Here is a 15,014-nt window from a genome sequence, read left to right as displayed (position 1 = left end):
GAGCCGGGCCCTCAGCACTCGATGACGTTCACCGCGAGGCCGCCCTCGCTGGTCTCCTTGTACTTGGTCGACATGTCGACCCCGGTCTGCCGCATGGTCTCGACCACGGCATCCAGCGAGACGTAGTGGTGACCGTCGCCGCGCAGCGCAAGCCGCGCCGCGGTCACCGCGGTGGAGGCCGCGATCGCGTTGCGCTCGATGCACGGGATCTGCACAAGGCCGCCGATCGGGTCGCAGGTGAGCCCCAGATGGTGCTCCATGGCGATCTCGGCGGCGTTCTCGATCTGCCGCACAGTGCCGCCCATGACGGCCGTGAGGCCACCGGCGGCCATGGCGCAGGCCGAGCCGACTTCGGCCTGGCATCCGCCCTCGGCTCCCGAGATCGATGCGTTGGCCTTGAACAGCGACCCCAGCGCGGTCGCAGTCAGCAGGAAGCGGCGGATGCCCCGGCGACGGTTCGCCTCGGCGACCGCTTCTTCTTCATCGTCCGAGACAGCGACCGGGTCGTCACCGGCCGCGTGGAAGCCGAGCAGCGCGCTGCCGACGAGCTCACCGTGCGGCGTGACGGCGTTGCCGACGCCCAGACCGGAATCGGCCATGAAGCGCCACCAGTACATCGCGACGGCGGGCAGAATGCCGGCGGCACCGTTGGTGGGTGCGGTCACCACCCGTCCGCCCGCAGCGTTCTCTTCGTTCACGGCCAGCGCGAACGCACCCAGCCACTCCCCCGGCAGTTCGCGGTGCCCATCCGCCTCTGAGGCCTCCAGCTGCTCGCGGATGTCGGCGGCGCGGCGCTTGACTTTGAGGATGCCCGGAAGCGTGCCACCGGAGTGCAGCCCGGCGTCGACGCACGAGAACATCGCGTCCCAGATCGCATCCAGACCGGCTGCGACGTCTTCCTCACTGCGCAGCGCCGTCTCGTTGGCGCGGGCGATCTCGGCGATCGACATGCCGGTCTCATCGCACAGCGCCATCAGTTCTTCGGCGTCGCGGAACGGGTACGGCTGTTCGGCGGTGGTGACGCGCGGCTGCTCGCCATCGCGGCGGATGAACCCGCCACCGACGGAGTAGTACGTCTGCTCGAGCACCGTCGCACCCTCGGCGTCGAAGGCGTGCAGCGTCAGGGCATTCGGATGCCCGGGAAGCCGCGTGCGCGGCAAGAAGACGATGTCGTCCTTGGCGAAGGCGATCGCGTGCTCGCCGGCCAGCAGCAGCTCACGCCCCTCGGTCCAGTTGGTCCACAGCGCGCGTACGTCGTCGGGATCGCAGGTCTCGGGCAACAGCCCCTGCAGCCCGGCGAGCACGGCGTCCGGCGTACCGTGGCCGATGCCGGTCGCACCCAGCGAACCGAACAGCTCGCACGAGACGCGTGCGACACGGTCGAGCATGTCGTCCGCGCGCAGGCGGGCGGCGAAATCCACACCGGCCCGCATCGGTCCGACCGTATGGGAGCTCGAAGGCCCCACACCGATGGAGAACAGGTCGAAAGCCGAGACGTACGCAGTCACCCTTCAAGCCTACGTCCCGCAGGCTCCTCGCGGGGTCGCCCGGAAAGGACGAAACCCCCGCCGCTTTCGCGACGGGGGTTTCAATACTGTCTCAACACAGTGCGCGCCCCGAGGGACTCGAACCCCCAACCTTCTGATCCGTAGTCAGATGCTCTATCCATTGAGCTAGGGGCGCACGGCCCGCTCAGCGGGCCGTTGAATAGACTACAACACGATCCGCGCATATGCGAAATCGAGCCCCTGAGGTCACCCGCCGACCGCGCGCGCGCCGCGTCGGCCGGCCCGCTCAGCGCGCGTCGTCGCCTTCACGGTGTCCTTCTCGGCGGCCTTTCGCGCGGCACTCTCACGCTTGTGGCGAGCCCGCTGCTCGGACGACAGCGCCTGCAGATCAACCAGCTTCAGCGCCTGCATGCGCGCCTCGCGCATGGTCTCGTACTCGGGGTCCTGCTCGGGTCGCATGCCCTCGACCTGCAACCGCCGATCGAGGTTGCTGCGCACATCGGCCCAGGCCGCTGCCCTGGCATCCTCAACCAGGGCGCGCAACGCCTCGGAGTCGTCGGCCATCTTGCGCAGGTTGTCGGCGACACCCAGCGACTGCCGGGCGCGCCGGCGCAGGTTGCGCACGTCACGGTCACGGTAGTCGTGCGTGCCGTGCGGGTCGGAGTGCCGCCCCCGCGCGCGCTTGCGCAGTCGCGTCAGCAACTCGGCCGCTTCTTCGGACTCGTGCGCCATGGCCAGCAGCGCCTTACGCGCCTCGGCCTTGTAATGATCGATGTCGAACGTTCCGTCGCGCGCGATCGTGCCGACCAGGATCTGGTTCTTCACAGCCAGGCGGGCGGCCGCCGTGGCGATGGCGACACCCTCGGCGATGGCATCCGCTGTTCGTCCCACGAGCACCTCCCAACTTGAGCGTACCGGCAGTCACCGACCTCGGCGCAGCCTGTCTTCGGCCACCGCGCGTCCGTGTTCGAGGTGCTCCGGGATCAAGACGCGCATGGCCTCGGCATCACCGGCACGCATCGCCTCGAGGATCACCCGGTGGGCGCTGGCCATCTGCCCCAGGTCTTCGTGCTGCCCGAACAGCCAGCGCAACCGGGTGACCAGAGACTCGGCCAACTCGATCAGCATCGCGTTGCCCGACAGGTGCACGGCGGTCATGTGAAAGGCGGCCGCCGCGTCGTAGGCGGCGTCCACATCGTTGGACATCGCCGAAGCCTCTTCGTGCACGACCAGGGCTTCGAGCTGCGCGATACCGTCACCGTCGATGCGCTCTGCCGCCAGCACGAAAGCCAGTGTCTCCATGGCCTCGCGCACCTCAGCGAAGTCCTTCAGGTCCTTCTCAGAGAACTCCCGCACGACCGCCCACGTGCGCGGCCTGGTCACCACGACGCCCTCGGCCACGAGCTGCCTGATCGCCTCGCGCACCGGCAGGCGCGACACTTGCAGCTCAGCAGCGATGTCGCGTTCGATCAAACGGTCACCGGGAAGCCGGCGGCCCAGCATGATGTCGTCACGCAGCGCCGTTGCCACGCGCACCGACTCGAGCTCGGTGGTCCGTTCGATCTCCATCTTCGGATTCAACCACCCGGACGCCGCGGCACACCAGTGTCACGCAACAGTGCGCCGCGGCTCAGAGCTCGATCGGGGGCGCGGGCTCGTTCTCGGCTACCTCGGGGTGGCGCGCCAGATTCACGATCGCGGCGATCAGGCCTCCCCAGACGGTGGCCATCGCGACGACCATCATGACGACGGCTGTGGTGGTCATGCGCCTGCTCCCTTCTGTGTGGCATCCGGCAATCGAACGGTGCCGGTCTCGGAGTCGGGCGCGTAGCTCTCGACCTGCAGAAACTCGTCGTAATCGGGGTCGTCCTTGGCGTGCGACCGGCTGCTCCACGGCAGCAGAGACAGCAGCACGGCCAGCACGATCAGCCCGATCACCATGCCCCAGCCGAACACCCACAGGAACCACACCGGGTAGCCACCGTACGGCTCGGCGGACTTGGCGATGATCTCGCTGACGAGCAGGTAGCCGAGCACCACCGGGGCGAGCACGCCGACCAGCAGCATCCACACCCGACCGACGCGGAAGCTGGAGCGGCGGTTGAGGTGCTCGCGCAGCACCGGCAGCTTGTACAGCACCCATGACACGACGATCACCGAGACGAAGGCGCCGGCCATGATGCCGAACGCATTGATGAACGCGTCGGCCGTGTCAAGCACCAGCAGCGCGGTGGTTGTCGAGAACAGTGCGATCGAGACGAGTCCGATCGGGATCGTCACAACCAGGGTCGTGCGCACGCGCCCCCAGCCGAGCTTGTCCTGCAGGGCAGAGACGACGACTTCGAGCACCGAGATCAACGACGTGATGCCGGCGAAGACCAGCGCACCGAAGAACAGCACTCCGATGATCGAACCACCGGTGGCCTGCGACACGATCGTGGGGAAGGCCACGAACGCCAGACCGATACCCGCACTGGCCTGATTCGAGACGTCAGTGCCGGCTGCCTGCGCCATGAAGCCGAGCGCCGCGAACACTCCGATGCCGGCGAGGATCTCGAAGCCCGAGTTGGCGAAGCCGACGACCAAGCCCGAGCCGGTGAGGTCGGTCTTTCGCTTGAGGTACGACGAATAGGTGACCATGATGCCGAAGGCCACCGACAGCGAGAAGAAGATGTGCCCATAGGCGGCCGCCCACACGGCGGGGTCGGCGAGGGCCGCCCAGTTCGGGGTGAAGAACGCGTTGAGTCCGTCGGCAGCACCCGGCAGGAACAACGCCTGCACGACGAGGATCACGAACATCGCCGTCAGCAGGGGCATCAGCACCATGTTGGCCCGACCGATACCGCGCTTGACGCCGAGCGCCATGATCGCGATCACCACCAGCCAGACGGCGATCAGGGGGAGGCCCACCTGCGGAACGAAGCTGCCCGACAGGCCATCTGCACCGACGTCGCCGAGCTGCAGGAATTCAGTGAAGAAGAAGTTCTCTTCGTTACCCGCGCCCCAGCTGAGCCGCGCCGAGAACCAGGTGTACATCGCCGCCCAGGCGATGATCACGGCGTAGTAGGCGGCGATCACGACGCAGATGAGCACCTGCCACCAGCCCAGCGGCTCGGCGGCGCGGTGCATACGACGGAAGGCGAGCGGAGCCGAACCGCGGAAGCGGTGCCCGATCGCGTAGTCGAAGAACAGCAGCGGAATACCCGCGGTCAGCAGGGCGCACAGGTACGGGATGAGGAAGGCACCACCGCCGCCCTCGTAGGCGACGTACGGGAACCGCCAGATGTTCCCCAGCCCCACGGCCGAGCCGATGGCCGAGAGAATGAAGACGTTGCGAGAGCTGAACGCCTCGCGTCGTGGTGCCTGCGTCGTCGCGTTAGCCATGGCACGACACTACCTGAGCACCCCGGCGGGAGTGAGGGGGATCGCCGGGGCGCTCAGGTGTGTCGGATGCCCGTGACTCAGCCGTTCGCGGTCTGCTGCTCGGCCTGTTGGCGCGCGACCTCGGCGCGCACCTCGTCCATGTCGAGCCCGCGCACGGCGGTGACGACCTGGTCGAGCTGCGCCTCGTTGAGGGCGCCGGGCTGCGAGAAGACCAGGATGCCGCCGCGGAACACCATCAGCGTCGGGATGGAGCGGATCTGGAATCCCGCGGCGAGCTCTTGCTCGGCCTCGGTGTCGATCTTTCCGAACACGATGTCGGGATTGGCATCCGATGCCTTCTCGAACACCGGGGCGAAGGCGCGGCAGGGTCCGCACCATGCCGCCCAGAAGTCGAGCAGGACGATGTCGTTGTCGTCGATGGTGCTGCGCAGGTCGGCAGCGGTGATGGTCCGGGTGGTCATCGTCGGCTCAGCTCAGTGGCCGGCGCAGCGCTGCTCCGCGGGGACGCCCGCCAGGGCCTCCTCCACGTGCTGGCCGCAGCCGTCCCAGGTCGCCTTGCCGCAGATTCCACAGGTCACTCGTGCACACATAGTTCAATCCTTTCAGGGGTGGCTTGAGAATGAGTATACCCCCGGGGGTATCAGAGGTGTCAAATCGTTGCCGCACAACCCCTCACCTCGCCTGAGACCGAGTCTCAACTTCTGTGAGTCTCGCATTCATAACGAAAGGGCCACACGCCCCGGCCCGCTGCTGGGTTGACGCCATCACAGCGCCGCAGCGAAGGGGACGCTATGACACTTGGGGTACACAACATCGAGGTTGTCTACGAAGACGTGATGCTCGTGGTCAAGGGCGCGAGCCTGCACGTGCCCGCGGACGGCATCGTCGCCCTGCTCGGCGCGAACGGCGCCGGCAAGACGACGCTGTTGCGGGCCATGACGGGACTGCTCGATGTGCACCGCGGCCGGATCTCGCGCGGACACGTGTCGATCGACGGCGCCGAAATCGACACCCGCCGCGCCCCCGACGTCGTGCGCGCCGGGGTGAGCCAGGTGATGGAGGGGCGCCGGGTCTTCGGCGAGTTCACCGTCGAAGAGAACCTGCGCATCGGCGCCTACACGCGCAGCCGCTCCGGCGTCGCCGGCAAACTCGACCGCATCTACACGATGTTCCCGATCCTGCGCGACCGCCGCGGACAGCGCGCGGGCTACCTGTCGGGCGGTGAGCAGCAGATGCTCGCGATCGGTCGGGCGCTGATGGCCGAGCCGCGCTACATTCTGCTCGACGAGCCGAGCCTGGGACTTGCCCCGCAGATCGTCGAGCAGATCCGCGACCTGATCGTCACGATCCGCGACGACGGCACCGGCGTGCTGCTGGTCGAGCAGAACGCCGCGATGGCCCTGTCGATCGCCGACCACGGGTACGTGATGGAGAACGGCAAGATCGTGATGGATGCCCCCGCCCAGGCGTTGCGCGACGACGACGACATCCGCGAGTTCTACCTCGGCACCGGCGCCACGTCGGGCAGCCTGCGAGACGTCAAACACTACAAGCGACGGAAGCGGTGGCTGTCATGACCGCTCTGCTCGATGTGCGCGACCTGACCCTGCGCTTCGGCGGCGCGACCACGCTCGACGGCGTCTCATTCGATGTCGCCGAGGGCGAGCTGTTCGCCGTGATCGGCCCCAACGGCGCCGGCAAGACCTCGACATTCAACTGCATCTCGGGGGTGTACCGCCCGCAGGCCGGGTCGATCCTGCTCGACGGCGAGCCCCTGCTGGGCAGCGCCCCCGACGAGGTCGCGCGCCGCGGCGTCGCCCGGAGTTTTCAGAACGTCGAGCTGTTCGACAACCTGACCGTGCTCGACAACCTGCTGCTCGGGCGCCACATCAGCGCCGGCTACTCGTGGCCCGAGGCGATGGTCTGGTTCGGACGCGCCCGCAGACAAGAGCTCATCTCACGCCGACGCATCGAAGACCTGATCGAGTTCCTCGACCTGGCCGGCGTGCGCAACATGCCGGTGGGCATCCTGCCCTACGGCATCCGCAAACGGGTCGAGCTCGGACGCGCTCTGGCGATGGAGCCGCGCCTGCTGCTGCTCGACGAACCCGTCGCCGGGATGAACACCGAAGAGACCGAGGACATGGCCCGGTTCATCCTCGACATCCGCAGCGAACTGGGCACCTCGATGATCATGGTCGAACACGACATGCGCCTGGTGATGGACCTCGCCGACCGGGTGATGGTCATCGACTTCGGCAAGCGCATCGCCCTGGGCACGCCGGACGAGGTGCAACGCGACCCCGCGGTCATCGCCGCCTACCTGGGCGGCGCCACCGCCGAGATGGCCGAGCAGGTTCACGACGAGCTCGACGGACCCGCAGCATCCGATCGGGAGGACGCACGATGACCGATCCCGCGCCCCTCACCGTCGACGGAGGCCCCGACGTCTCGTCCGAGACGTCGTACCTGCCGCGCCTGCTCCGCGCAGCGGCCGCAGCGATGCCCGACCGCACGGCGCTGCGGGTCAAGCAGACCGGCGTCTGGCGCGACATCACCTGGGCCGACTACCAACGGCATGTCGAACGTTTGGCGTACGGCTTCGCCGCGCTCGGTGTCGGCGCCGGCGACCGGGTGGCCATTCAGTCCGAGAACCGACCGGAATGGCTCTTCTCCGACGTCGCGGCCGCGTCGCTGCGGGCCGCGATCGTCGGCCTGTACCCGACGAACCCCCTCGCCGAGGTCACCTACCTGCTTCAGGACAGCGGTGCACGCGTGCTCGTCGCCGAGGACCAGGAACAGGTCGACAAGGCGCTCAGCGCCGTCGACGACTGCCCGGGCCTGGAGTGGATCGTCTCGCTCGACGGCCGCGGGCTGGCCGGCTACGAGCATCCGAAGCTCCTCTCGGTCGACGAGGTGATCGCCCGCGGCGAGCGCCACCGCGCCGAGCATCCGCTGCTCCTGGACGAGATCGACGCGACGCGCTCCCCCGACGACCTGGCCACGCTCATCTACACATCCGGTACCACGGGCCCTCCCAAGGGCGCGATGCTGACGGCACGCAACGTGTCATTCGCCTCGACGATCCTCGCTCTGCCCGGCGGCCTGCTCGGCGCGAGCATCGGCCCCGACGACGCGCTGCTGTCGTACCTTCCGCTCTCGCACGTCGTCGAACGCGGCATCTCGACCTGGGCGAACCTGCGCACGCACACCGTCGTGCACTTCGCCGAGTCCATCGACACCGTCTCGGCGGACTTGGCCGAGGTGCAGCCGACTGTGCTGTTCGGTGTTCCCCGCATCTGGGAGAAGATCCAGGCGGGTGTGGCGATCAAGATGACCGGCGCGACGCGCCTCAAGCGCGGTGTGTACGCGATCGGCGGGCGGTGGAGCGAGGTGATCGCGGCCGACCGGATCGCGCACGGGGGCACGTTCACGCCGCGGGCGCGGATGCTGTACGCGCTCGGCTACTGGCCGCTCTACCGGCCGCTGCGCAAACGGCTGGGACTGCTGCACGTGCGCCACGCCATCTCGGGCGCCGCACCGATCGCCCCCGATGTGCTGTCGTTCTTCCTGGGCCTGGGCATCCCGCTGTACGAGGCCTACGGCATGACCGAGAACTCCGCGATCGCGACATCGAACTTCGCCGGGCGCATGATCGTCGGAACCGTCGGCGAGCCGCATCCGCACACCGAACTTCGACTCGATGAGACGACCGGCGAGGTGCTCACGCGGCATCCGGGCACCTTCGCCGGGTACTGGGGGCGCCCCGAGGCGACCGCCGAGACCGTCGATGCGGACGGCTGGCTGCACACCGGCGACGTCGGCGAATGGGTCGAGGGCACGCACGTGCGGATCGTCGACCGGATCAAGGACATCATCGTCACCGCCGGCGGCAAGAACATCTCGCCCAGCGAGGTCGAGAACTCGTTCAAGGCGTCGCCGTACGTCAAGGAGGCCGTGGTGATCGGCGACCGCCGCCCCTACCTGACCGCCCTGATCGGCATCGAGTACGACACCGTCGCCGACTGGGCCGCCCGGCGCAAGATCGAGTTCACCACCTACCGCGACCTCTCCAGCAAGCCCGAGGTGGTCGAGCTGATCGCCGGGATCATCCGCGAGGCGAACGAACGGTTCGCGCGCGTGGAGTCGGTGCGCAAGTTCCGGATGCTGACGAAAGAGCTCGATCATGAGGACGGCGAGCTCACCGCGACGCAGAAGCTCAAACGCGTCGCCTTCGCGGCGACCGTGCCGCACCTGATCGACGACATGTACGCCGACTCGACGGCGTACCCGGGCGCCGACCTGGGGAGGAACGGATGAACACCCTGCTGTCATCATTGGCGACCGGGCTCGGCCAGGGCGCGGTGTACGCGCTGATCGCCGTGAGCTTCGTGATCATCTACCGGGCGACGGGCGTGCTCAACTTCGCACAGCCGGCGCTGCTGATCTTGGGCACCTTCGTCACCAGCGTCGCGGCCACCCAGATGGGGTTGCCGTTCGCGGTGTCGGCACTGCTGGCCATGATCGTGGTCGGCCTGCTGTCGGTGGGTATCGAGCGCGTCGCGATCCGGCCGATGATCGGACGCCCGCCGTTCTCGGCCGCGCTGGTGACCGTCGGGCTCTTCATCGCGCTGCTGGTGGTCGCGTTCCGCCTGTTCGACTCGAAGCCGCGCACGGTCGGTGACCCCTGGCAACTGGCATCCGTCTGCCTCGGCGGCGAGACGACCGAGTCGTTCGGCGTCACCGGCTGCTCGGGCGGCGTGCAGATCTACGAGAACGCGATCGCCCGGTTCGTCATCTCGCTGGTTGTGATCGGCCTGCTGGGCTGGTGGCTGACCCGCTCGAAGATCGGTCTGGCGATGCGGGCGACGTCGCTGGATCAGGAGACGGCGCTGGCCCAGGGCGTCTCGGCGGGCCGCATGTTCTCGATCTCGTGGGCGATCGGTGGGTCGCTGGCGGCACTGGCGGGCGCGCTGCTCGGGGCCAACGGCTCGGTGGTGCAGGCCACCGATGCGCTGTTCGCCCTCGTCGCGCTGCCGGCGATCATCATCGGCGGGCTCGACTCGCTCAAGGGCGCCGTGCTGGGCGGCCTGATCGTGGGTATCGCGATGGCGCTGACCAAGACGTATCAACCGCAGTTCGCCCCCTGGCTGGGCACGAACTTCGACAACGTCGTGCCGTACCTGCTGATGATCATCGTGCTGCTGGTACGCCCCTACGGCATCTACGGCACCAGGGAGGTGCAGCGGGTATGAACCAGTCATCGCGCGGCCAGTCACAGCTCAGCACCGTGGCGCACAGACTCACCGGCGCGGCGCAGGAGTACGACTTCGCCGGCGGCACCGGTCGCGTCTCGCGCGCCGTGCGGCGCGGGCGCCCGTCGCTGTACACCAGTTACACGGCCGATCAGGCGCTGCTGAACACCCCGGTCAAACGCTTCTGGTTCGTCGTGCTGCTGGTGATCGCGGTCGCCGCGCCGTTCCTGATCGCCGCCGACCTCACCTACCTGCTGACCATGGCCGTCGTGTACGCCATCGGCGGCATCGGTCTGAACCTGCTCACCGGCTACGCCGGACAGGTCTCGCTCGGTCACGCGTTCTTTCTGGGGCTCGGCGCGTACACCGCAGCAGTACTGGGCGGCGCCCCGGGCAACACCACGTGGGGGCTGGGGCTCGACCTGGCGATCGTGCTGCCGGCGGCCGCGGTGATCCCCGGCGTGATCGGCCTGATCGTGGCGCCACTGGCAACACGCGTGCGCGGGCTGTACCTGGCCGTGCTCACCCTGGGGCTGCTGATTCTCGGCGAGCACCTGTTCAAGATCATGACGCCGATCACCGGTGGGCAGGGCGTCGGCCGCGGCGTGGCGCAGCGCACGCTGTTCGGCGCCGACCTGTCGGCCACCTACGCGATCGGTCCCGTGATCGTCACGCCCGCGGCATCCCTCTATCTGCTCTGCCTGGTCTTGCTGGTGGTTCTGGGCTTCACCGCACGCAACCTGATGCGCGGCCGGTACGGGCGCGCCTTCGCGGCCGTGCGCGATCGCGACATCGCCGCCGAGGTGATGGGCGTGAACCTGCTGCGCACCAAGACGCTCGCCTTCGCCCTGTCGTCGGCGTACGCCGGTATCGCCGGTGCCCTGTTCTCGATGCTGATCGGACGCATCGCCCCCGAGCAGTGGAACCTGTTCCTGTCGATCGATTTCCTCGCCGTGATCGTCATCGGCGGCATCGCGACCATCTCGGGCACGCTGATCGGCGCCTGCTTCGTCGTACTCGTGCCGCGGCTGCTCGAAGAGCTCACCACCGTCATCCCGTGGATCACCGTCTCGAGCGGCGGCGTGCTGAACGTCTTCCAGCTGCAGACGATCGTGTTCGGTGTGCTGATCATCCTGTTCATCACCCTCGAACCCCGCGGCCTGTTCGGGCTGTGGGTGCGCGTACGCAACTACTTCAAGGCCTGGCCATTCTCGTACTGACCCGGCACCCACAACTGAACACCACACACAATCGAAGGAGCACAGCATGACCATGCGTCGAAGAGGCCGCGCGGCAGTGGCCCTCACCGCGGCAGGGCTTCTCGTCCTGACCGCCTGCACCCAGGTGTCGCCGGACGGCGACACCTCTGACGGCGACGGGACCGCCGACGGCGAGATCACCGTGGGCGCCGGCGTCACCGCCGAACCGTGTCCGGATGCGGTCAACGCCGACAACGGATGCATCTATCTCGGCGTCCTGTCGGACCTCACCGAGGGGCCGTTCGCCGCCCTCGCCGTACCGATCACCGACGCTCAGCGGGCGTTCTGGCAGAAGGTCAACGAGGACGGCGGCATCTCGGGGTACGACATCGATATCGACACGTACACGCGCGACACGAAGTACCAGGCGGCTGAGCACGCGGCCCAGTACCAGCAGATCGCCGGCAATATCGCCGGTATCGCACAGTCGCTCGGTACGGTCAACACCGAGTCAGTACTGCCCGACATGATCGAGCGCAGTCTGGTGACGGTGCCGACGTCGTGGTGGTCGGGCTACGCGTTCGACGACAACGACGGCGGTCTGCTTCTGGAGACCGGCTACTCGTACTGCACCGAGGCACTGGTGGGCCTGGACTGGTTCAGCGAGAACCACGACGCGCCCGCGACCGTGCAGGCCGTCGGCTACCCCGGCGACTACGGCGGGGACTCGGCTGAGGGCGTCAAGCGCTGGGCCGAGGTGAACGGGGCGACCGCCCTCGAGGCGATCGGCACCGGCCCGAACCAGGTGGTCGGAAACCAGGATGCCGTCGTGTCGGCCGTGCTGGCCGGTTCGCCCGACGTCGTCGTGCTCGCCATCGGACCGGCCGAGACGGCCGAGATCGTCGGCAAGCTGGCCGCGGGCGGATTCTCGGGGCGCTTCCTCGGGGCACTGCCCACGTGGAACCCGGCGCTGCTGGACTCGGCGGCGGCCCCCGCGCTGATCGGACTGTTCAACCACATGTCGCCCTACGAGAACTGGGACGGCACAAGCGCTGCGATGGACGAGATCCGCGAGTCGCTCGGTGGCGAGCTGCCCACCAACGGCGGATACATCATCGGCTGGGGAATCGGGTATCCGCTGAAGGCGGCGCTCGAGGCCGCGGCTGAGGCCGGCGACCTGACGCCCGAGGGCATCGCGGCCGTCGTCGAGGGCCTGACCGTGGACTTCTCGGGCCTGCTGCCCGAGCACACCTACGGCGGTGACCCGCAGGCCAACGCCAACCAGGCCGTGAACATCGGCACGCCCGACCCCGAGGTCGACCTCGGCATCCGCACGGTCGACAGCTTCTACACCGGCACGTCGTTCGACCAGACCGACTACTCGGCCGCCTGCGTCGCGACCGGCTGAGCGCGTCGCACCGAGGGAGGCGGATGCCCGGCATCCGCCTCCCCTTTCCTGTGTCTTCGCGGTATCCGGCCCCGGGGTGCTGCGCACCCCGCAGAATGTTGCTCATGACCGACAACGCCAACGCTCCCACGCAGCTGCGCCTGATCATCGAGACCGACGACTTCGATACCGCACTGCGGTTCTACCGCGATGTGCTGGGGATGCCCGAGCAGCTCGCGTTCGCGACCGAGGGCGACGATCGCGTCGCGATCCTGCACGCCGGCATCGCCACGATCGAGCTCGCCACCTCGGCACACGCGCGCAACATCGATGCCGTCGAGGGTGCGCCGCACTCCCCCGGCACCCTGCGTCTCGCTCTCGAAGTGGCCGACACCGAACAAGCGGTGGCGGATGCTCGCGACGGTGGCGCCGAGGTGATCGCCGAGCCCGTGCACACGCCGTTCCAGAGTCTCAACGCGCGCGTGCAGGGTCCTGCCGGCTGGCAGGTGACGTTCTTCCAAGAGCTGGAGACGCTGCAGCAGCGGTCGGAGCGAGAGGGTTTCGTCACCGACGACGAGCGTCCGCGATAGGTTGTCGCTCATGACAGACTCTTCTCCCGATCGGCGCAGCTCAGGACCGGATCTGATCGTGACCGGTCGCATCCGCACGATGGATGCCGACCGCCCAGAAGCCGAGGCCATCGCGGTGACCGGCGGCAGGATCACGGCGATCGGAACGACCGACGCCATCCGCGCGCTCGCCACCGCCGACACAGAGGTGCTGACCGTCACCGACGGCGTCGTCTACCCCGGGTTCGTCGAACCGCACATGCACTACTGGGCGTCGGCGATGCAGCTCGACTGGGTCGACTGCAGCACGCGCGACGGCGCCACGTTCGACGACGTGCTGGCTCGTCTGCGTGAGGCGCAGCCGGCGCAGGGCGACTGGGTGCTCGGCCGGTTGTATGATCCCGCGCTCGTCGACGGCGAGCGCGAACTCACCCGCGATGTGCTCGACGAGGTCAGCCCCGACCGCCCGATCATGGTGATGAACGCGTCGCTGCACTTCGCGTACGTGAACTCGGCGGCACTGGCCGCGGCGGGCATCTCTGAAGACGTCGAGAATCCCGAGGGCGGCACGTTCGGCCGCGACGACAGCGGACGCCTGAACGGCAGCCTGGGCGAGGTGCCCGCCATGATGGCGATGATGCGGGTCGTGCCCCCGCTGAGCCAGGAGCGACTGCTCGACAACATCGTGCGCATCAATCAGCATGCGGCCGAGCGCGGCTACACGCGCACGCACGACGCCGGCACGGGCCTGACCATCGGCCCGCAAGAGGTCGACCTGCTGCTGCAGCTCGCGCCTCGCTTGGCGGGGCGTGTCACCTTCGCGGTGCACGACTACGCCATGGATGCCGCGATCGCCAACGGCCTGACGCCGTTCACCGGTGACGACATGTGCCGCGCGATCGCCTGGAAGATCATCAGCGACGGATCGAACCAGGGGCGCAGCGGTTTCCAGCGCGAGAACTACCAGGGACGCGACTTCCGCGGCGCACCGAACTACGACCACGCGGCGCTGGTCGACCGCATCCGCACCGCGCACGCGCACGGCTGGCAGGTGATGGTGCACGCCAATGGCGACGCCGCGATCGACGAGACGATCGACGCCTACGAGCAAGCGCTGGACGGGCGCAGCGGCATGGACCATCGCGATCGCATCGAGCACTGCTCGTTCGCGCACGCCGAGCACCTCGACCGGATGGCGGCGCTCGGGCTCAGCCCGAGCTTTCTGATCGGCCACCTGTACTACTGGGGTGATGCGTTCGAGGAGCGCATCGTCGGCGCCGAGAAGGCACAGCTGCTCGATCCGGTCGCGGGCGCGCGACGCCGGGGGCTGCGCGTGAGCACCCACAGCGACTACACGGTGACCGACTTCGAGCCGCTGCGCGAGGTGCAGACGCAGGTCACCCGCATCCGCCGTGGCAGCGGGCTGCCGCTCAACGCGGCCGAAGCCGTCGACGTGCACACAGCGCTGAAGGCGAAGACGGTCGACGCGGCCTGGCAGGTGCACGCCGACGACACGACCGGCACCATCGAGGTCGGCAAGTTCGCCGACCTGGTGGTGCTCGACGCCGACCCCGCCGAGGTCGACCCGAGCACCATCGCCGACATCACCGTGCAGCGCACGATCGTCGGCGGGCGCACCGTCTATCAGGCGTAGGAAGAGAGGGGCGGGCCCGGTGGGACTTCCGCCGGGGCACCGTTGGCTTTAGTGTGTG

14 protein-coding genes and 1 tRNA gene are annotated in these 15,014 nt (G+C 68.3%); 8 read left to right on the top strand and 7 right to left on the bottom strand.

Annotated features, from left to right (window positions below; all coding sequences use genetic code 11):
* Positions 1–11: 11 nt before the first annotated feature.
* The 7 genes from JF543_RS04290 to trxA all read right to left on the bottom strand — a co-directional run bounded on the left by JF543_RS04290 (position 12) and on the right by trxA (position 5,353).
* Positions 12–1,508 (bottom strand): L-serine ammonia-lyase, iron-sulfur-dependent, subunit alpha, encoded by a 1,497-nt coding sequence (locus tag JF543_RS04290; protein ID WP_206822812.1) that lies wholly within the window; start codon positions 1,506–1,508, stop codon positions 12–14.
* Positions 1,509–1,610: 102 nt separating this feature from the next.
* Positions 1,611–1,683 (bottom strand) — tRNA-Arg (locus JF543_RS04285).
* Between the two features lie 71 nt (positions 1,684–1,754).
* The gene (locus JF543_RS04280) at positions 1,755–2,399 is read right to left on the bottom strand and encodes an asparagine synthase (protein ID WP_274368312.1); all 645 of its coding nucleotides are present in this window, start codon (positions 2,397–2,399) and stop codon (positions 1,755–1,757) included.
* A 30-nt stretch (positions 2,400–2,429) separates the two neighbouring features.
* Complete coding sequence (locus JF543_RS04275) at positions 2,430–3,077, bottom strand: GntR family transcriptional regulator (RefSeq protein WP_206550544.1); 648 nt, start codon at positions 3,075–3,077, stop codon at positions 2,430–2,432.
* Positions 3,078–3,138: 61 nt separating this feature from the next.
* Positions 3,139–3,273 (bottom strand): methionine/alanine import family NSS transporter small subunit, encoded by a 135-nt coding sequence (locus JF543_RS04270; protein ID WP_206822811.1) that lies wholly within the window; start codon positions 3,271–3,273, stop codon positions 3,139–3,141.
* Positions 3,270–4,892 (bottom strand): sodium-dependent transporter, encoded by a 1,623-nt coding sequence (locus JF543_RS04265; RefSeq protein ID WP_179409140.1) that lies wholly within the window; start codon positions 4,890–4,892, stop codon positions 3,270–3,272. The genes JF543_RS04270 and JF543_RS04265 overlap by 4 nt, the downstream gene beginning before the upstream one ends.
* Before the next feature lie 77 nt (positions 4,893–4,969).
* Positions 4,970–5,353 (bottom strand): thioredoxin, encoded by a 384-nt coding sequence (gene trxA, locus JF543_RS04260; protein WP_206550546.1) that lies wholly within the window; start codon positions 5,351–5,353, stop codon positions 4,970–4,972.
* Between the two features lie 330 nt (positions 5,354–5,683).
* Here trxA and JF543_RS04255 point away from each other — a divergent pair, with 330 nt between their 5' ends.
* The 8 genes from JF543_RS04255 (at position 5,684) to JF543_RS04220 (ending at position 14,956) form a co-directional block, all read left to right on the top strand.
* Positions 5,684–6,469 (top strand): ABC transporter ATP-binding protein, encoded by a 786-nt coding sequence (locus JF543_RS04255; RefSeq protein WP_179409142.1) that lies wholly within the window; start codon positions 5,684–5,686, stop codon positions 6,467–6,469.
* Positions 6,466–7,302, top strand: a complete 837-nt coding sequence (locus JF543_RS04250; protein WP_206550550.1) for an ABC transporter ATP-binding protein — start codon at positions 6,466–6,468, stop codon at positions 7,300–7,302. The genes JF543_RS04255 and JF543_RS04250 overlap by 4 nt, the downstream gene beginning before the upstream one ends.
* On the top strand, positions 7,299–9,212 hold the full coding sequence (locus JF543_RS04245) for an AMP-dependent synthetase/ligase (protein ID WP_206821046.1): 1,914 nt from the start codon (positions 7,299–7,301) through the stop codon (positions 9,210–9,212). The genes JF543_RS04250 and JF543_RS04245 overlap by 4 nt, the downstream gene beginning before the upstream one ends.
* Positions 9,209–10,147, top strand: coding sequence for a branched-chain amino acid ABC transporter permease (locus JF543_RS04240; protein ID WP_206822810.1), 939 nt, complete (start codon positions 9,209–9,211; stop codon positions 10,145–10,147). Before JF543_RS04245 ends, JF543_RS04240 begins: the two co-directional genes overlap by 4 nt.
* The gene (locus JF543_RS04235) at positions 10,144–11,367 is read left to right on the top strand and encodes a branched-chain amino acid ABC transporter permease (RefSeq protein ID WP_206822809.1); all 1,224 of its coding nucleotides are present in this window, start codon (positions 10,144–10,146) and stop codon (positions 11,365–11,367) included. The genes JF543_RS04240 and JF543_RS04235 overlap by 4 nt, the downstream gene beginning before the upstream one ends.
* Before the next feature lie 46 nt (positions 11,368–11,413).
* Complete coding sequence (locus tag JF543_RS04230; protein WP_179409147.1) at positions 11,414–12,754, top strand: ABC transporter substrate-binding protein; 1,341 nt, start codon at positions 11,414–11,416, stop codon at positions 12,752–12,754.
* Positions 12,755–12,858: 104 nt separating this feature from the next.
* Positions 12,859–13,323 carry a VOC family protein gene (locus JF543_RS04225; protein WP_206822808.1) on the top strand — a complete coding sequence of 155 codons (465 nt, stop codon included), beginning with the start codon at positions 12,859–12,861 and terminating at the stop codon, positions 13,321–13,323.
* Between the two features lie 10 nt (positions 13,324–13,333).
* Complete coding sequence (locus tag JF543_RS04220; protein WP_206822807.1) at positions 13,334–14,956, top strand: amidohydrolase; 1,623 nt, start codon at positions 13,334–13,336, stop codon at positions 14,954–14,956.
* The last annotated feature ends 58 nt before the right edge of the window (positions 14,957–15,014 follow it).

It is taken from the genome of Microbacterium esteraromaticum (genome assembly GCF_017303215.1).
GTDB lineage: Bacteria > Actinomycetota > Actinomycetes > Actinomycetales > Microbacteriaceae > Microbacterium > Microbacterium esteraromaticum_C.
The sequence above is the reverse complement of the archived record's forward strand: the minus strand, read 5'-3'. Positions and strand labels throughout refer to the sequence as shown.

Excerpts from the sequence above, each read along its gene's own strand:
- JF543_RS04270 (WP_206822811.1), bottom strand. The coding sequence starts at position 3,273 with ATGACCACCACAGCCGTCGTCATGATGGTCGTCGCGATGGCCACCGTC.
- trxA (WP_206550546.1), bottom strand. The coding sequence starts at position 5,353 with ATGACCACCCGGACCATCACCGCTGCCGACCTGCGCAGCACCATCGAC.
- JF543_RS04225 (WP_206822808.1), top strand. The coding sequence starts at position 12,859 with ATGACCGACAACGCCAACGCTCCCACGCAGCTGCGCCTGATCATCGAG.
- JF543_RS04275 (WP_206550544.1), bottom strand. The coding sequence starts at position 3,077 with ATGGAGATCGAACGGACCACCGAGCTCGAGTCGGTGCGCGTGGCAACG.
- JF543_RS04255 (WP_179409142.1), top strand. The coding sequence starts at position 5,684 with ATGACACTTGGGGTACACAACATCGAGGTTGTCTACGAAGACGTGATG.
- JF543_RS04235 (WP_206822809.1), top strand. The coding sequence starts at position 10,144 with ATGAACCAGTCATCGCGCGGCCAGTCACAGCTCAGCACCGTGGCGCAC.
- JF543_RS04240 (WP_206822810.1), top strand. The coding sequence starts at position 9,209 with ATGAACACCCTGCTGTCATCATTGGCGACCGGGCTCGGCCAGGGCGCG.
- JF543_RS04250 (WP_206550550.1), top strand. The coding sequence starts at position 6,466 with ATGACCGCTCTGCTCGATGTGCGCGACCTGACCCTGCGCTTCGGCGGC.
- JF543_RS04265 (WP_179409140.1), bottom strand. The coding sequence starts at position 4,892 with ATGGCTAACGCGACGACGCAGGCACCACGACGCGAGGCGTTCAGCTCT.
- JF543_RS04245 (WP_206821046.1), top strand. The coding sequence starts at position 7,299 with ATGACCGATCCCGCGCCCCTCACCGTCGACGGAGGCCCCGACGTCTCG.
- JF543_RS04220 (WP_206822807.1), top strand. The coding sequence starts at position 13,334 with ATGACAGACTCTTCTCCCGATCGGCGCAGCTCAGGACCGGATCTGATC.
- JF543_RS04230 (WP_179409147.1), top strand. The coding sequence starts at position 11,414 with ATGACCATGCGTCGAAGAGGCCGCGCGGCAGTGGCCCTCACCGCGGCA.